Consider the following 15,500-nt stretch of genomic DNA (forward strand, 5'->3'; position numbering starts at 1 on the left):
ATTATGAAAAAAAAATATGTTATGCTTGTATTCACGAGCTTATTGATCTCATCCTGTGCCAAAAAGGTTGAAGTTCCTGAACCTAAAGTAGAATTAAGTCAAAAGAAACCCAAGAAGACTTTTGCATCTCTAGAAGATTTTAACAGTTACCTAGAAAAATATAATGACAATGTTTCCTTTAGAAATTCAGCCCAGTCAGAGATCTATGCGCCAGTTGAAATGTTAGTTGAAGATGATGCTTTTGCATCAGTTTTTAATGAGGATGCCGAAGTCTCAATTGCTGATGTAACCTATAAAGTCACCAATGTTGGGACATTTTTTTCGTTAAATGAACAATCTGAGAATATGGGACAATATATCAGTGTGAATGAAGATCTAATAAATCAATTACCTCAACCAGAACCAGACGAAGAACCTATTCCTGAATTCTTAATTGCAGCTCAACCAAATCTAAACCTCGCTACTCTTGTGGATGAAGAAGATAAAATTTTTTATTTGGGTAATGGGGTTTATTATAAAGACGGAATAGAGGAGAATCTGTATGACAATGCCCCAATAGACCATATTGACGATGCAGATAGCCCTATTTCCCCCCTCATTCCGTCTAGCAATACACCGTCAGGCAACTCAACTTCCGCGAATAATTCAACTTCTTTTTCCTATTCAAATTATTTTGCTCCCTCTGTTTTTGAAGGGTTGGACTTCTCTAATGCAAAAGTTTATACATACACACAAAAAAATGGCGAAGTACTGAATGATTTTGGTTCCAAGGATAGACTAGTTGTTCAGTTAAAAGCTAAGAATTTTTTAATCTTTTCTTACGTAAAAGCTTCTGTAAGAATCGACCATAAAAAGAAATACTGGTTTGGCTGGAGAACATTACAAAACTATGACGAACTGAGAGCTGGATTTGTTAACCTGACGTTGGATTATAATCTACCTTCATTTGCTAATTTGCCAAATAATACTCCTAAAAATCCACTAGATAATGGCGCAAATCCATACTTGAAAAAATTTTTCACAATAAAGATTGATGATGATCCATTTGATCTTTATCGATTAACCGATATTCTATCTATTCCAAATCTTCCATACAATATCAGAAATATTGTAGAAGATTTTCTAAATAATCCACAATCTGTTTATTCAGATCTTTTAAATAAACAAAAAAATAATGCTATTCAAACCCTTACAAATTATGTGAAGAGTCAATTGGGCAATAATATTACGACATCCAATAGATTCAGTTTTGCAATTCCTAGCAATAATTACATTACAATACCACTGATAGAAAAAAAGAAGACTAGTACTGGAGCCAAAATAGAATATACATTTGGCTTTCAAACCATGATGATTGGTGTATCAGGCAACAGTATTAATAACCTTAACATCAATGCAAAACCTTCCAATACCCCTAAGATAATATCTGGAGCAGCCTTTGGTGCAGGAAAACTAAATGGGGTATGGAAAACTTCCGTATTGGTTAAAAACAAAAGCTAACAACTATGCTCAAATACTATTTTATGACCTTATCGGCTTGTATTCTTTTTAGTACCTCAATGGCGCAAAGAAGACAACAAGCAACGCTTAATGTACTAGGCACAACGCCTTTAATTGGGTTAAAATATGATACAAGAATTTTTAAAGAACAGAACGATGGGTTCGGAGTAAATGCTGGTTTAGGTTCTATAGATATGATCGACGATAGTGACCACAAAGTATCAGTAGTACTCGGAACCAACTACCTGTTTGGTAAAGGACAACATCAATTCCTTTTGGGGGCAAACGTGGCATTTGTTTTCTCCAGAATATATCCCCTGGATGCTGAACCCATCAATACGACAAGAACGATTTTCATTCCTGACATTGGTTATCGTTTTTCACCCCGAACAAAGGGATTTACAGGACAAATAACATGGAACCCTCTAAGATCTAATTTAGATAGAGAAGCTGCATATCAATATTTTGGCATCGGGATTGGATATTCATGGAAATAGGAGGTATTGCTCTATAATTAATAGCTGCCAATGATACATTGTCCAAATCGAGCAGGAAGATAGCCATTATTTGGCTATCTGTCCTCTCACACCACCCGGCATATGGATCCGTACCAAGACGTTTTGTTAGAATAACGTCGTTTGATGTGTTGTTATCCAGTAATACTAATCCGCAAATCCTTCGTAGCCTAGTTTTGTAAAGTGCGTATTCGTTAATGTTGTTCCGAGTATGGCAATTATCCATGTTCTAGTCAGACCGAGACTATGCCGATGACTTCCTTCAGACTCCGCCTAACGGGGGACACCCTTGTCTTGAGCTAACGCTTCCAACTATAAAGATTTGTTCGGCACTTGCACCCTAGAGTTATACCCATGCTAAGCGCACAAAAAGAGCCCCCATGAACGTAATCATGAGGGCTCCATATTTATTATGGAATCTACTTGAGTTAGATCAATCCTTTTTCAGCTAATAACTCGGCTACTTGGACGGCGTTGGTTGCAGCACCTTTACGTAAGTTATCCGCTACTACCCACATATTAAGGGTATTAGGTTGAGATTCATCACGACGTATACGTCCAACAAAAACTTCATCTCTACCATGTGCATCTTTCGGCATCGGATATTGGAGTGAAGATGGGTCGTCAACAACAATACAACCACTTTGTGCCGCTAAAGCTGCACGTACATCATTCAAATCAAAGTCATTTTCAAATTCGATATTCAACGACTCAGAGTGTCCACCCATTACAGGAATGCGCACTGTCGTTGCAGTGACTTTAATAGAATCATCACGCATGATTTTATTTGTTTCAAGAATCATTTTCATCTCCTCTTTTGTATAGCCGTTTTCTTGGAAAACATCAATATGAGGGATTACATTGAGATCAATCTGATAAGGATAAGCTTTCTCACCATCTTTTCCGGCACGCTCATCCATTAATTGGTTGACGGCTTTTACACCCGTACCTGTCACAGATTGGTAAGTCGAAACTACCACACGCTTAATTTTATATTTATCGTGTAATGGCTTCAATGCCACTACCATTTGTATCGTCGAACAGTTTGGATTTGCAATAATCTTGTCGTCAGCAGATAACACATCACCGTTTACTTCCGGAACCACCAGTTTTTTTGTAGGATCCATACGCCAAGCCGAAGAATTGTCGATCACCGTAATTCCAGCTTCAGCAAATTTAGGCGCAAATTCTTTCGATGTATCACCGCCAGCGGAAAACAAAGCAACATCAGGTTTCAAAGCAATAGCCTCAGATGGAGTCACCACCTTATACTTCTTTCCCTTGAATTCAATTTCCTTACCCTTGCTACGCTCTGAAGCTACTGGAATTAATTCTGTTACTGGGAAATTTCGCGCCGCCAACACGGTTAGCATTTCAGTACCTACAAGGCCTGTTGCGCCGACTACTGCCACTTTCATTTTTGTCTGTGTTTAAATTGTGTATATAAAATTTGTTATTTGATTTTTTTTTAGTTGATTCTCGAAGAATGAATTCTTCAAATTTAAAAAATATTCAGCAATTTCACTATTAAAATAACAAAATATTAGTCCCTCTACTAAAAATGTCACAACATTTAGAGTTTATTGGCGCTAATTGCCGAAGAACGATCTCTACATCACGTACCAGCCGATAAAATTTAATATTAAAGCAATTCAAAAAAAGTAAAAATTTTCGCTGCTTATTCAAAAAAAAAGAACAAACGATTGAAACAGTTTAAAATCTCATAAAAACAGCCCCAAGAGTCTATAAATTAACATTTTTTACACACATCATCCAGCATCTAACAGTTGATAGATACTGAAAAGCCTTTATATTTGCATCATAAACCGCCATGGTTGAAATTTCATTTTCATTACACGATGAAACGTAAATTATGTCAGGCTAGATCCTGTCCTAATCGATGGGAACAAATGAGCGGAGCGATTCCTTTATACTGTTGAGCATGGACACTCAAGATGGTAAAAGTAGTAGCTTCATAAATTAAACTTACAAATGAAAGAAAGCATTATTATCATTGGTGCAAATGGCCAGATCGGCACAGAATTAGCTATCGCATTGCGCAAAAAGTTTGGTGCAGAGAATGTTGTAACCACTGACATTAGAGAACCACAGATTAAAAGCCCTGACGAAAATTTCGAAATCGCTAATGTTCTTGACAAAAATGGACTTGAGAAATTATTTCAACAATATAAACCTACTCAAGTATACCTACTAGCGGCTATGCTTTCGGCTACAGGAGAGAAGTACCCTGAAAAAGCTTGGGAATTGAATATGAATGGCTTATTAAATGTTCTTGATTTAGCTGTGAGCTATAAAGTTTCGAAGATATTTTGGCCAAGCTCAATTGCTGTTTTCGGACCGCATTCTCCAAAAAATAATACAGAACAATATTGTGTAATGGATCCAAACACAATTTATGGTATCAGCAAACTTGCAGGCGAGCGCCTCATAGAATGGTATCAAGAACACCGTGGTCTTGATATTCGCAGCCTCCGTTATCCTGGCATCATTTCTTGGAAAACTGAACCAGGAGGTGGTACAACGGATTATGCAGTAGACATTTTTTATGAAGCATTAAAAACCGGTTCCTATGCTTGCTTCCTATCTGAAAACACAGCATTACCGATGTTGTACATGGAGGACGCCATTCGGGGTACACTCGAATTAATGGATGCACCAAAAGAAAGACTAAGCATTCGCCACAGTTATAATCTTGGAGGTATCACATTTACTCCAAAAGAACTTGCACAAGAAATTAAAAAAATTCTTCCTAATTTTGCAATCTCTTACGTAGAGAACGATCCGAGACAACAGATTGCCGATTCATGGCCTGCTAGTCTAGATGACTCCTATGCAAGAAAAGACTGGAATTGGACGCCAGAATTTGACATCCAAAAGATGACGGTCGACATGATTGAAAATCTTAAAAACAAAATATAACAATGGGAAGAGCTTTCGAATTCAGAAAAGAGCGGAAATTCAAACGCTGGGCCAAAATGGCCGTTCAATTTACACGTTTAGGTAAAGAAATCGCTATGGCGGTTAAAGAAAGCGGCCCTCATCCCGAAACCAACTCGAGACTTCGTACAGCAATACACAATGCCAAGGCTGTTAATATGCCCAAGGATCGTATTGAAGCCGCAATCAAACGTGCTTCAGAGAAAGATTCCAAGGGTTATGAAGAATATGTATACGAAGGCTATGGCCCTCATGGTGTACCTGTTTTAATTGAAACTGCGACAGATAACACCAACCGCACCGTAGGAAACATCCGCAGCTATTTTACGAAAGCAGGTGGTTCACTAGGAAAAACAGGATCACTGGATTTTATTTTCAACCGCAAATCCATTTTCCGTTTTGCTGCAACAGAAGAACTGGACTTAGAAGAGTTGGAATTAGAGTTGATCGATGGAGGCTTAGAAGAATTATACGTGGAATCTGATGAAGAGGGAAATGATGTTGCTGTCGTTCAAACTTCTTTTGAAGACTTTGGTAATATGCAAAAATTACTGGAAGAGAAAGGAATTGAGGTGAAATCTGCGAAATTGGAACGCATCGCCTTATCGCATTCAGATATTACCGAAGAACAAGCAGCGGATGTCTTAAAGATGATCGATAAAATCGAAGAAGATGATGATGTTCAAGCTGTATACCATAATATGGCATAGTTAAGTAATCTATCAAATAATAAAAAAGAGCGCTAGTCGCTCTTTTTTATTTAAAACCCCACCCAGCACCGTCAGAAAAATTACTACATTTGTAATAGACTAAATCAAACTCGTATCAGAATGACTTTTGAAGAATTTTTCATAAAAAAGAAAATTGATTTAAAAGCTTTACAAGCTGCAGATAAACCTTTATTTGAAGAGTTTAAAGCGCATTATTCTGCTATGGGGGAAAAGAGTTTTGACCACAGCAAAAAGTTTTGGTTCAATAAACTCCGAAAAAGTTTCCATCTAGCAGAGGAGGAAACTGTCATTGCAAAACCTATTGTAAAGCAGGTTATCACTGATACAGCATCCGAGACCTCCAGTATTCATACCGCAAAACCAGCAGGCTTTAAACCGCGATTCAAGGCTCCGTCTACAGCCGGAGAAGATGAAATCAACGCAACATCCAAAAAGGAAATAACTGATTCAGCGGAATCCACTCCTGATTCAATACCGACGGGATTCAAACCGAGATTCAAAGCCGGAGTAACCAAAGCTCCTGACGCAGCCGCAAGCACATCTGCATCCGAAGAAACGACCGACGAGACAACAAACTCCGCTCCAAAACCCACAGGCTTCAAACCGAGGTTCAAAGCAGGAGTAACCAAAGCTCCTGACGCAGCCGCAAGCACATCTGCATCCGAAGAAACGACCGACGAGACAACAAACTCCGCTCCAAAACCCACAGGCTTCAAACCGAGGTTCAAAGCAGGAGTTACTAAAGCTCCTGACGCAGCCGCAAACACATCTGTACCAGAAGAAAAAGCCGACGAGGCAATAACAGCCGCTCCAAAACCCACAGGCTTCAAACCAAGGTTCAAAGCTGGAGTAACAAAAACGGAATCTTCTGAACAGGCACAACTGCCCGATACGAAAGACGAAATTAAGCTAGATAACAGCGTAAAAACTGAACCTGAAAACAGCAGCACAGAAACACAGGAATCCGCTGCAAGTAAACCCACGGGCTTCAAACCGAGGTTCAAAGCTGGCATAACCAAAACGGAAACTTCTGAACAGACACAGCTGCCCGATACGAAAGACGAAATTAAGTTAGATAACAGCGTAAAAGCTGAACGTGAAAACAGCAGCACAGAAACACAGGAACCCGCTGCCAGTAAACCCACAGGCTTCAAACCGAGGTTCAAAGCTGGCGTAACAAAAATTGACAAAAAGGAAGAATAATTTTCACTACATTTAGACTGATTTTTTTAATTATTTTTAAATTCCGATTAAAAACCAAAGACCAATGTTAAAGGAAGAAAGACAAGCATTCATTATACATCAGATTAACCTACATAACAAAGTTTTATCGTCAGATCTAAGTGTTCAATTGAATGTATCTGAAGATACAATTAGACGTGACTTAAACGAACTCGCCGAGAATGGAAAAGTTCTAAAAGTCTATGGTGGGGCATTATCAAAATCTTTTCAATTCCCTTTTCAGGATGGAAACGTATATGCCAAGGAGGCAAAAAAAGAAATTGCCAAGAAAGCAAGCACTTTAATCTCCAATGGAATGACTGTTTTAGTCGGCGGCGGGACAACCTTAATCGAATTGGCAAGAACAATACCCGATCACCTTCAGTGTACATTTTTTACTATAAGTCCATTAGTTGCCCTAGAATTGGCCGAAAAGCCAAATCTTGAAGTCATTTTAGTTGGCGGAAAACTTTCACGCAATACAAACATTGTTTCCGGAGCCCAGGTAGCTAATGAATTGGCGGATCTTAAAGTCGATCTTTGTTTATTGGGGACAAATTCTCTTTCCGTAGAAGACGGAGTGACCGACTCCGACTGGGAGGTGGTACAAATCAAACGTGCGATGATTAAATGCTCAAAAAAAGTGGCTATTTTAAGTATTGCTGAGAAACTAAATTCAGTTCAAAAAATGAAAGTTGTGCCGTTACGTGATATTTCTTATTTAATTACCGATGTCAATCCAACTGATGTTTCACTAAAAGAATTTGCGAATACAATTGCAATACTTTAATATTGCCGCTCATTTAATTTAGCATGTCATCTCATCAGGAAAAGGACTCTTTAAAATCAAAAACGACGAAAGGACTCTTATGGGGTGGCATGGCCAGCATCATACAGCAGTTTTTGGGATTTGGTTTCGGTATCCTACTAAACCGTAAACTAACAGCGGAAGATTACGGTTTAGTAGCGATGATCACTATCTTTTCCGTTCTAGCTTCTGCCTTTCAAGAAAGTGGGTTTGTTTACGGTATCGTCAATAAAAAGCAGGTTGAACATAAGGATTATAATGCTGTTTTCTGGACAAGTGTCGGGATTGGAACATTCATCTATATCGTCTTATTTTTCGCAGCTCCTCTTATCGCTCTATATTATAATCAAACAGTACTTATAGAACTAAGCAGGTTTACCTTTTTGTCCTTTTGGCTAGGAAGTTTTGGTATCGCCCATAACGCCTACCTCTTCAGAAATCTAAAAATAAAAGAACGCGTTATTACGGGCACTTTTGCACTTATTGTATCCAATGTGGTCGGGGTTTATCTTGCTTATAAAGATTATGCTTATTGGGCGTACGCTATTCAAATTGTATCCTACAGTGGCTTTAATATGCTCGGATTCTGGTATTTTTCCAAATTTAGGCCTACTTTCCAGTTCGATTTCCGACCCATTCGTGACATTTTAGGATTTAGCAGTAAAATACTGGTTACCAACATCTTTATCAACCTGAATAAAAATATCTATGCGGCAATCTTAGGGCGTCATTATACCGCAGAAGAATTAGGTTACACCGTTAATCCAAATCGCTGGAGCATCATGGCCCAGAATATATTGACCAATATGGTCAATAACGTGACACAGCCGATTTTAAAGGAGATAGAAGATGACAAGGATAGACAAGTTCGGGTTTTTCGCAAACTAATTTCTTTTACTGCTTTTTTGGCATTTCCCATGTTATTGGGTTTAACCACTGTAGCACAGGATTTCATTTCCATTGCGATCACCGACAAATGGGCGCAAAGTGCCATATTTCTTCAAATATTTTGTATTGGAGCGGCATTTGATTCTGTTAGCAACGTTTTTTCTAACCTCATCATTAGCAAGGGAAAACCTCAAGTATATATGCGAAATATAGTCATTTTTGGTTTGCTGCAAATCGCTATCCTCTTCTTTGGCAAATCCTTAGGTTTAGAACTGCTTATTGGATTAACCTCGGGATTAAACGCCCTTTGGATATTTGTTTGGTATGCATCAGCCAAACCGTACATGAACTATTCAGTCCGTTACCTTCTAGGGGATATTTTTGCTTATGCACTATTGGCGACCATCAGCTGCCTAACAGCTCATTACGCCACCGCCGCTATTCCTAACCTCTATCTTCGGTTTGTCAGTACAATTGGAGTTGCTGTAGGTATCTACATCATCGTTAATAGAATGTTTAAACCCAGCATTTTGTTGGAATTATTCCACTATTGCCTAACAGTTATCCGAAAAAAATAGATGGCCAGGATTCTCACCATAATCGTCTCTTATAATTTTGAGCCTTGGATCCACAAGTGCTTACCCAGTCTATTGGATTCGAGCTACCCTACAGATATTTTAGTTGTCGACAACAATTCGGGAGACCATACCACTCAGATCATAAAAGAAACTTACCCGACAATAAGACTAATAGAAAGTTCCAAAAATCTGGGATTTGGAAAGGCCAACAACATCGGACTTGACATTGTATTGAAAGAAGAATATGATTATGCTTTTTTGGTCAACCAAGATGCCTGGGTGGATCGGAACTGTATCGCCAATTTAATCAAGGTTAATACAAGCAATATCGGCATTATCTCACCGATTCACCACGATGGTACAGAAGCCACATTGGACCATGGCTTTGCTGATTACACAAAAGATGCCATCACCAAAAATTCGTATCGGATCTGTCCTTTTGTCAATGCCGCCTTTTGGTTTATCCCCAACAAAGTTATCAGAAAAGTCGGCGGTTTCGCACCGATCTTTTTTCATTACGGGGAAGATAAGGATTATGCCAACCGCATCAATTACCACGGATTAAACATTGTTTTGGCAGAAGAAGCTAAAGCTTATCACGATAGGCAGCAGCGCAAAACAGACCGTAAAGCTTTTATGAAAAGCGAATATGTCTATCATCTGACTGAATATTGCAATATCAATTATACTTTTGTAATAGCTTTTTCGATGGCCGTATTGGCGAGTCTGAAGAAAATGGGAGCTTCAATTTTTAAAGGTCATATTTTTGAAGCAAAAAGCTACTTAAACATTGCTTTTAGATTGCTGGGCAAATCGGGAGCAGTTTATCGTACTCGTCTAAGCAACAAAAAAGCATACAACAAAATCTATTGATAAATGAACAGTATTGCTCCAGTCATACTTTTTGTGTACAATCGTCCTGATCATACGATAAGAACGCTCTCAGCTTTAGAAAAGAATAAACTTGCGGACCAGACTACACTTTACATCTATTCGGATGCTGCAAAAAACGAAAAATCTGTTCAAGCTGTTACTGAAGTCCGAAAGATTATCAACGAGTCCTGGAACTTCAAAGAAGTTATTATTGTCGAACGAACAGAAAATTGGGGTTTGGCAGCCAATGTAATCGATGGTGTTACAAAAGTGGTCAATGCACATGGAAAGATTATTGTTTTAGAAGATGACCTGGAAACTTCTGCGTTTGCCCTGGATTATTTTAATCAAGCCCTTACGCGTTATGAAGATGAAGATCAAGTGATGGAGATCAGCGGTTATGGTTATCCGCTAAAAGATTTAAATAAACTGCCTGAGACCTTCTTTTTTCGGGTCGCCAATAGTTGGGGCTGGGCAACCTGGGACCGCGCCTGGCAACATTTCAATCCGAATATTGATGAACTTGTATCGGATTTTACGCCCGAGCAGATACATCAATTCAGTATCGAGGGTAAAGAAAACTTCTGGAAACAAGTGCAGGAATTTAAGGCCGGAAAGATCAACTCTTGGGCGATACGCTGGTATGCTTCTGTATTCAAAAAAAATGGGTTAGTTTTGTATCCAAGGAATTCGATGACACAGAATATTGGCAACGATGGTTCGGGTACACATACAGCTGCGGAAGCAACTTATCAGGTTACACTAGCAGAAAGCCCTGTACGGTATTTTCCGACGGAAATTTCAGAAAACAAGCAAGCTTATGAGGCCATCAAGTATTTCTATGCACATCGGAAAGGATCTTTATTCAACCGTGGCATCCGATTCCTGAAGAAGAAAATGAATAAATTCAATACATAAAAAACATGTCTGCTCATCCTAAATTTTCGATTATAACTGTCGTTTACAACAATGTGCGTGACATAGAACACACCCTGAAATCTGTTGTCAATCAGAGCTATGATCATATAGAGTATATTGTCATTGATGGACAATCAACTGATGGGACATTAGAGATCATCCAAAAATACAGGGATAAAATCACCGTTCTACTCTCCGAAAAGGATAAGGGGATCTATGATGCAATGAATAAGGGATTAGCATTAGCAACAGGTGATTATGTTCTTTTTCTAAATTCCGGTGATGAAATATATGATCTCAACAGCATTGAGAACCTAGCTAAGCTGAGTGACAACGCCGATATTCTTTATGGCGAAACTATACTTATAGACGAACACCGGAATATTGTTGGTGAACGGAGACATAAAATCCCAGCTCATTTTAACTGGAAAAGCTTTCGCTATGGTATGAATATATGCCATCAGGCCATCTATATCAAACGCGACATTGCCGAGCCATACGATCTCAATTATAAATTATGTGCTGATATTGACTGGGTTATTCGTTGTGCCAAAAAGGCTAAAAAATCAGTCAATGCACAGCAATATGTAGCCCGATATCTTGTGGGCGGAATGTCAAAGCAAAGACATAAGGAATCCTTGAAAGAGCGCTTTGCTATTTTCAAACAAAACTATGGGACCATTCCCAATTTATTTAATCATGGCATCATCGCACTAAAAGCTATTTGGTACCGTCTTAATTATGGAAAACCTCAAGACTAATGTTAAATCCTGAAATTTTAACCGAACTTGTTACAGTAAAGATGCCCTTTGGTAAATATCAGGGCTACACGTTATGTAACCTTCCTGAGCCCTATCTAGTCTGGTATAACCAAAAAGGCTTTCCAAAGGGAAAACTAGGTCAGCAGTTAGCGACACTCTATGAAATAAAGCTTAATGGCTTGGAATACCTGCTCGAACCGTTAAAGAAAAGATGACGAAGGTCATTTTATTCCACTTATTATTTTTTGTAGCTTTGCACTAAATTTATTTTTAGCATTAAACGCCGTTTGCAGCGGTATCAATGAATATCATGACACAATATCAAACTTTGCTGTACTATTGTTACAGCCCTATCGAGGATGCCGAAAAATTTGCATCAGATCACTTAGAATTTTGTAAATCACTGGGTTTAGTTGGCCGTATCATTGTAGCTGACGAAGGTCTTAATGGAACTGTTTCCGGCACTATTGAAGCATGTAAAAGCTACATGGATGCAATTTATGCAGATGGACGTTTTAACAAAACAGAATTTAAAATTGACGATGTCGAAGAACCGTCATTCATTAAAATGCACTGCCGCTACAAAGCCGAAATCGTTCACTCTGGTTTGCGTGATCCGAAAGAAATTGACCCCAACCGTCAAACCGGTGTGCACCTCGAACCTAAGGATTTCTTGGCCATGAAAGACCAAGAGGATGTGGTTGTATTGGATGTACGCTCAAATTACGAGCACAATGTTGGTCATTTTAAAAATGCTGTTACCCTAGATATTGACAACTTCCGCGAGTTCCCGGAGAAAATCAAAGAGCTCGAACAATATAAAGGAAAAAAAATATTAACGTACTGCACAGGCGGTATCAAATGTGAGAAGGCATCTGCTCTCTTGTTAAAAGAAGGCTTCGAGGATGTTTATCAATTACATGGCGGCATTATCAAATACGGAAAGGAAGCCGGTGGTGAAGATTTTGAAGGTCAATGCTACGTCTTTGACAATCGCGTTACTGTCGATGTAAATTCTGTCAATCCATCCGTGGTATCAACTTGTTTTAACTGTGGCAAGCAAACCACCAAAATGATCAATTGTGCCAACCCGACCTGTAATGAGCATTTCACACAATGTGATGAGTGCGGCTGGGAAATGGATGGATGCTGTTCGTCAGCATGTAAGGAAAATCCCAATAAGCGTGAATATGACGGAACAGGATATTATGTCAAGGTTCCTCAACCCGTCAATATTGATAAAATCAGCAAAAGAAAACATAAAAATTTTCCACCGAAAGTATCGGCCGAAGATTAATACAAATTGAACAAACAAGAAGCGGTCGGAAGTGTAGAACTTCCGACCGCTTCCTGTTTAGGATCTGCACCATCTTAGCTTAATCCCATACAAGCTTCTTATCATGACGAATAATAGTCGAACACAGCTTACTTGCCAAACATACCGGCGATCGAATCAAGAATATTTCCCTTCGCCTGTCCATCGTTATTTTTATCAAAAAAACTACCTGCCAATCCACCCAACATGTCGGTAACACCACCTCCCGATGCCGGTTGCTTAGTTGCTTGCGCTTGTTCTTCTTGGCTACCGCCTAAAAAAGAGCCTAATATACCACCCAACATACCGCCACCTGCACTTTGCTGACTTCCGCCACCTAATACAGAACCGATTAGATCACCAATCCCTCCGCCACTCGAAGCCTGCTTTTGTTGTCCTAGATACCCCATTACGATTGGAGCAAGTGTGGCCAGTACGCCTGTCACTTGAGAAGAGCTCAAGCCCGCTTTATCCGCAATATTCTGTGTCACGACTTCAGTATTTTGGCCAAACATATGGTTGACAATTTTATTGCCATCTTCAGATCCATTCTGCTCCGCTCCTCCCTGTCCGAATAGATCGCCAATTTTATCGAGTATCCCGCTAGTGCTATGCTGATCAATGGCATTGTCAATATTTTCCGCCTGCCCTTTGTTTTTCGCATTGTAATTCAATGCTGCAATCATCAAAGGAACTGCCGCCGCTACTATCCATTTTGCTTTAGATTCACTGACACCAGTAATTTTTGAAATAGTCTCTATCGCTTTAGAACCTACTCCACCTGTAACTAAATCTGTTAAGTTCATAAGTCTTCGTTTATAGTTATATAATGAAGATAATAAAAATATGTTTTAGCTCTACCAATATTTAGCTAACGGCATGCCATCTATACCATAAATAAAGGGGCCGCAGCCCCTTTATTTATATCGTTTATTGTTCAATTTTAGTTGACAATTCATTTTCGATTTCACTCAATGTGGAAGCCTTGGTCATCTCTATATTATTCTGAGACCGTGCAGATGTCCATCTCGCTAATGACGTATTATATACCCCTCCCAAACTCACAAAATAACCCACATCAGCTGTATTATATTTTAGAAAGATATTATTGGTTCCCGCCATAAAAAAAGGTTGGGACTTTAAAGATAGTGGATCGATAACATCGTAAAAATCATTATTTGTAATACGATAACCTTTCGTTCCATCCGTCAATGCACCGCCCCCTGAGATATACATCACATCTACCGGTTTTGTTGCTTCCGTCACCGTTGTGGTATTAAATACGGCGATACCAAATGCGTTACCACTATTCGCCATAAGTCCACCGGTTTTGGTTCCTATACCATCAAAACCATCTTTTGCAACGTAATCATAATTTACGACCCATTTTGCATTAGAAATATCCGTTGAGCTTGAGCCATTGATCAATTTATATTTCCCGCCTACATAGAAATACTGACCCTTTGTCACAGTTCCAGAAGTAATATTCAGTTTGTACGTCCGCATTCCTCCAGTTGCCCAGCCTTTGGCAGGAACACCTGTCGGCGTGGATGCATTCGCATTATTACTAACAATGACAGCATAGGGCGTCTTCGAGAAGTCAATATCTTCAATTGCCAGAAGCTGAACATACTCATAATTTCCATCGCCACCTTTTACATCGCTGGCAAAACCAGAGATAGCCACAGGGGTATGTTCAATCACCGAACTCAGCTCCTGAATATCCGATTCTTTACGCAAAACCTCATAAGGAATGAGTTTACCTTCAGCATCCTGTTTATTAAAGATCACGCCAAAATAATTCGCCAAAACACTTAAATTCCTTTTAGCAAATTTTGCCGATGATTTGGTCTCCAAATTTAAATTACCAAACCCATCATTCAGGGTTTTCTGCCCTTCTAGAATATCTCCGGCGGCAGGCAATGGGTTAAAACCGCCCTTTACGATCGCAACCAACGTACTTTCATATTTATCTGGATTTGCCAAAATATCTTTTGCTGTTACGCGATTGTTGGGAATTGGCAGATCCGAAGCGATCTTTACAATATTTGATTCCGCAACGTTTTTTAACTGAAGAATGCCATTTTCCCTTGTCAGTTCACTACCAACGATATTAATTTCCAAGGAATCTCCTATCACATAATTTTCCGCAGCCTTCCCTAAGGGGATCGTTATACCCCGCAACTGGCGCAAGCGTCTACGGTCCTGTATAACCAGGTAGCCATCAGGAAAGTTTCCCTCCCGATGATCTGAAACAACAACACCTGCAATTGTTGTAGATCCATCCAAATTATCTTGATTGATCCGTACAGGTTGTCCTTTATAAATGTTCCTGACGTCAAAAATACCGATATACGAACTAACTACCCCACCTGGATAATTTCCGTCTTTGCTACAAGAGCCGAGAGCTAGCGCGCTCATGAATCCCGTTATT

At 39.2% G+C, this 15,500-nt stretch carries 15 protein-coding genes; 12 read left to right on the plus strand and 3 right to left on the minus strand.

Going from position 1 to position 15,500, the window contains the following annotated elements:
• Positions 1-3: 3 nt before the first annotated feature.
• On the plus strand, positions 4-1,500 hold the full coding sequence (locus tag VXM68_RS04075; RefSeq protein WP_367210537.1) for a hypothetical protein: 1,497 nt from the start codon (positions 4-6) through the stop codon (positions 1,498-1,500).
• Between the two features lie 5 nt (positions 1,501-1,505).
• A complete protein-coding gene (locus VXM68_RS04080; RefSeq protein WP_367210538.1) occupies positions 1,506-1,997 on the plus strand; it encodes a hypothetical protein in 492 nt (163 codons plus the stop codon).
• A gap of 446 nt (positions 1,998-2,443) precedes the next feature.
• Here VXM68_RS04080 and VXM68_RS04085 read toward each other — a convergent pair whose 3' ends face one another.
• The gene (locus VXM68_RS04085; RefSeq protein WP_209578418.1) at positions 2,444-3,433 is read right to left on the minus strand and encodes an aspartate-semialdehyde dehydrogenase; all 990 of its coding nucleotides are present in this window, start codon (positions 3,431-3,433) and stop codon (positions 2,444-2,446) included.
• Positions 3,434-4,007: 574 nt separating this feature from the next.
• On the opposite strand from VXM68_RS04085, the gene VXM68_RS04090 reads away from it, so the two are divergent.
• The 10 genes from VXM68_RS04090 to VXM68_RS04135 all read left to right on the plus strand — a co-directional run bounded on the left by VXM68_RS04090 (position 4,008) and on the right by VXM68_RS04135 (position 13,048).
• On the plus strand, positions 4,008-4,955 hold the full coding sequence (locus tag VXM68_RS04090) for an NAD-dependent epimerase/dehydratase family protein (RefSeq protein ID WP_209578416.1): 948 nt from the start codon (positions 4,008-4,010) through the stop codon (positions 4,953-4,955).
• Between the two features lie 2 nt (positions 4,956-4,957).
• Positions 4,958-5,683: a YebC/PmpR family DNA-binding transcriptional regulator gene (locus VXM68_RS04095; RefSeq protein WP_209578414.1), complete on the plus strand. Its 726-nt coding sequence runs from the start codon at positions 4,958-4,960 to the stop codon at positions 5,681-5,683.
• A gap of 120 nt (positions 5,684-5,803) precedes the next feature.
• Positions 5,804-6,907 carry a hypothetical protein gene (locus VXM68_RS04100; RefSeq protein ID WP_367210539.1) on the plus strand — a complete coding sequence of 368 codons (1,104 nt, stop codon included), beginning with the start codon at positions 5,804-5,806 and terminating at the stop codon, positions 6,905-6,907.
• 64 nt (positions 6,908-6,971) lie between these two features.
• Complete coding sequence (locus tag VXM68_RS04105; protein WP_046673148.1) at positions 6,972-7,715, plus strand: DeoR/GlpR family DNA-binding transcription regulator; 744 nt, start codon at positions 6,972-6,974, stop codon at positions 7,713-7,715.
• Positions 7,716-7,738: 23 nt separating this feature from the next.
• Entirely contained in the window at positions 7,739-9,199 is a 1,461-nt protein-coding gene (locus VXM68_RS04110; RefSeq protein ID WP_367210540.1) for a lipopolysaccharide biosynthesis protein, read from the plus strand.
• Positions 9,200-10,072: a glycosyltransferase family 2 protein gene (locus VXM68_RS04115; protein ID WP_367210541.1), complete on the plus strand. Its 873-nt coding sequence runs from the start codon at positions 9,200-9,202 to the stop codon at positions 10,070-10,072.
• 3 nt (positions 10,073-10,075) lie between these two features.
• Positions 10,076-10,990, plus strand: coding sequence for a sugar transferase (locus VXM68_RS04120; protein WP_367210542.1), 915 nt, complete (start codon positions 10,076-10,078; stop codon positions 10,988-10,990).
• A gap of 5 nt (positions 10,991-10,995) precedes the next feature.
• Positions 10,996-11,751 carry a glycosyltransferase family 2 protein gene (locus VXM68_RS04125; RefSeq protein WP_367210543.1) on the plus strand — a complete coding sequence of 252 codons (756 nt, stop codon included), beginning with the start codon at positions 10,996-10,998 and terminating at the stop codon, positions 11,749-11,751.
• Positions 11,751-11,966 carry a DUF3820 family protein gene (locus tag VXM68_RS04130; protein WP_046673143.1) on the plus strand — a complete coding sequence of 72 codons (216 nt, stop codon included), beginning with the start codon at positions 11,751-11,753 and terminating at the stop codon, positions 11,964-11,966. The genes VXM68_RS04125 and VXM68_RS04130 overlap by 1 nt, the downstream gene beginning before the upstream one ends.
• Positions 11,967-12,061: 95 nt before the next feature.
• Positions 12,062-13,048 (plus strand): rhodanese-related sulfurtransferase, encoded by a 987-nt coding sequence (locus tag VXM68_RS04135; protein WP_293957236.1) that lies wholly within the window; start codon positions 12,062-12,064, stop codon positions 13,046-13,048.
• Positions 13,049-13,176: 128 nt separating this feature from the next.
• Here VXM68_RS04135 and VXM68_RS04140 read toward each other — a convergent pair whose 3' ends face one another.
• The gene (locus VXM68_RS04140; protein WP_367210544.1) at positions 13,177-13,872 is read right to left on the minus strand and encodes a DUF937 domain-containing protein; all 696 of its coding nucleotides are present in this window, start codon (positions 13,870-13,872) and stop codon (positions 13,177-13,179) included.
• 124 nt (positions 13,873-13,996) lie between these two features.
• Positions 13,997-15,487, minus strand: a complete 1,491-nt coding sequence (locus tag VXM68_RS04145) for a DUF5689 domain-containing protein (protein ID WP_294185966.1) — start codon at positions 15,485-15,487, stop codon at positions 13,997-13,999.
• Between the last annotated feature and the right edge of the window lie 13 nt (positions 15,488-15,500).

This window comes from Sphingobacterium sp. R2 (assembly GCF_040760075.1).
Classification (GTDB): Bacteria; Bacteroidota; Bacteroidia; order Sphingobacteriales; family Sphingobacteriaceae; genus Sphingobacterium.

Bases quoted from the DNA above. Each gene is read 5' to 3' on its own strand.
- VXM68_RS04115 (WP_367210541.1), top strand. From the start codon at position 9,200: ATGGCCAGGATTCTCACCATAATCGTCTCTTATAATTTTGAGCCTTGG.
- VXM68_RS04145 (WP_294185966.1), bottom strand. From the start codon at position 15,487: ATGAGCGCGCTAGCTCTCGGCTCTTGTAGCAAAGACGGAAATTATCCA.
- VXM68_RS04075 (WP_367210537.1), top strand. From the start codon at position 4: ATGAAAAAAAAATATGTTATGCTTGTATTCACGAGCTTATTGATCTCA.
- VXM68_RS04120 (WP_367210542.1), top strand. From the start codon at position 10,076: ATGAACAGTATTGCTCCAGTCATACTTTTTGTGTACAATCGTCCTGAT.
- VXM68_RS04125 (WP_367210543.1), top strand. From the start codon at position 10,996: ATGTCTGCTCATCCTAAATTTTCGATTATAACTGTCGTTTACAACAAT.
- VXM68_RS04135 (WP_293957236.1), top strand. From the start codon at position 12,062: ATGACACAATATCAAACTTTGCTGTACTATTGTTACAGCCCTATCGAG.
- VXM68_RS04090 (WP_209578416.1), top strand. From the start codon at position 4,008: ATGAAAGAAAGCATTATTATCATTGGTGCAAATGGCCAGATCGGCACA.
- VXM68_RS04095 (WP_209578414.1), top strand. From the start codon at position 4,958: ATGGGAAGAGCTTTCGAATTCAGAAAAGAGCGGAAATTCAAACGCTGG.
- VXM68_RS04085 (WP_209578418.1), bottom strand. From the start codon at position 3,433: ATGAAAGTGGCAGTAGTCGGCGCAACAGGCCTTGTAGGTACTGAAATG.
- VXM68_RS04130 (WP_046673143.1), top strand. From the start codon at position 11,751: ATGTTAAATCCTGAAATTTTAACCGAACTTGTTACAGTAAAGATGCCC.
- VXM68_RS04100 (WP_367210539.1), top strand. From the start codon at position 5,804: ATGACTTTTGAAGAATTTTTCATAAAAAAGAAAATTGATTTAAAAGCT.
- VXM68_RS04140 (WP_367210544.1), bottom strand. From the start codon at position 13,872: ATGAACTTAACAGATTTAGTTACAGGTGGAGTAGGTTCTAAAGCGATA.
- VXM68_RS04080 (WP_367210538.1), top strand. From the start codon at position 1,506: ATGCTCAAATACTATTTTATGACCTTATCGGCTTGTATTCTTTTTAGT.
- VXM68_RS04105 (WP_046673148.1), top strand. From the start codon at position 6,972: ATGTTAAAGGAAGAAAGACAAGCATTCATTATACATCAGATTAACCTA.
- VXM68_RS04110 (WP_367210540.1), top strand. From the start codon at position 7,739: ATGTCATCTCATCAGGAAAAGGACTCTTTAAAATCAAAAACGACGAAA.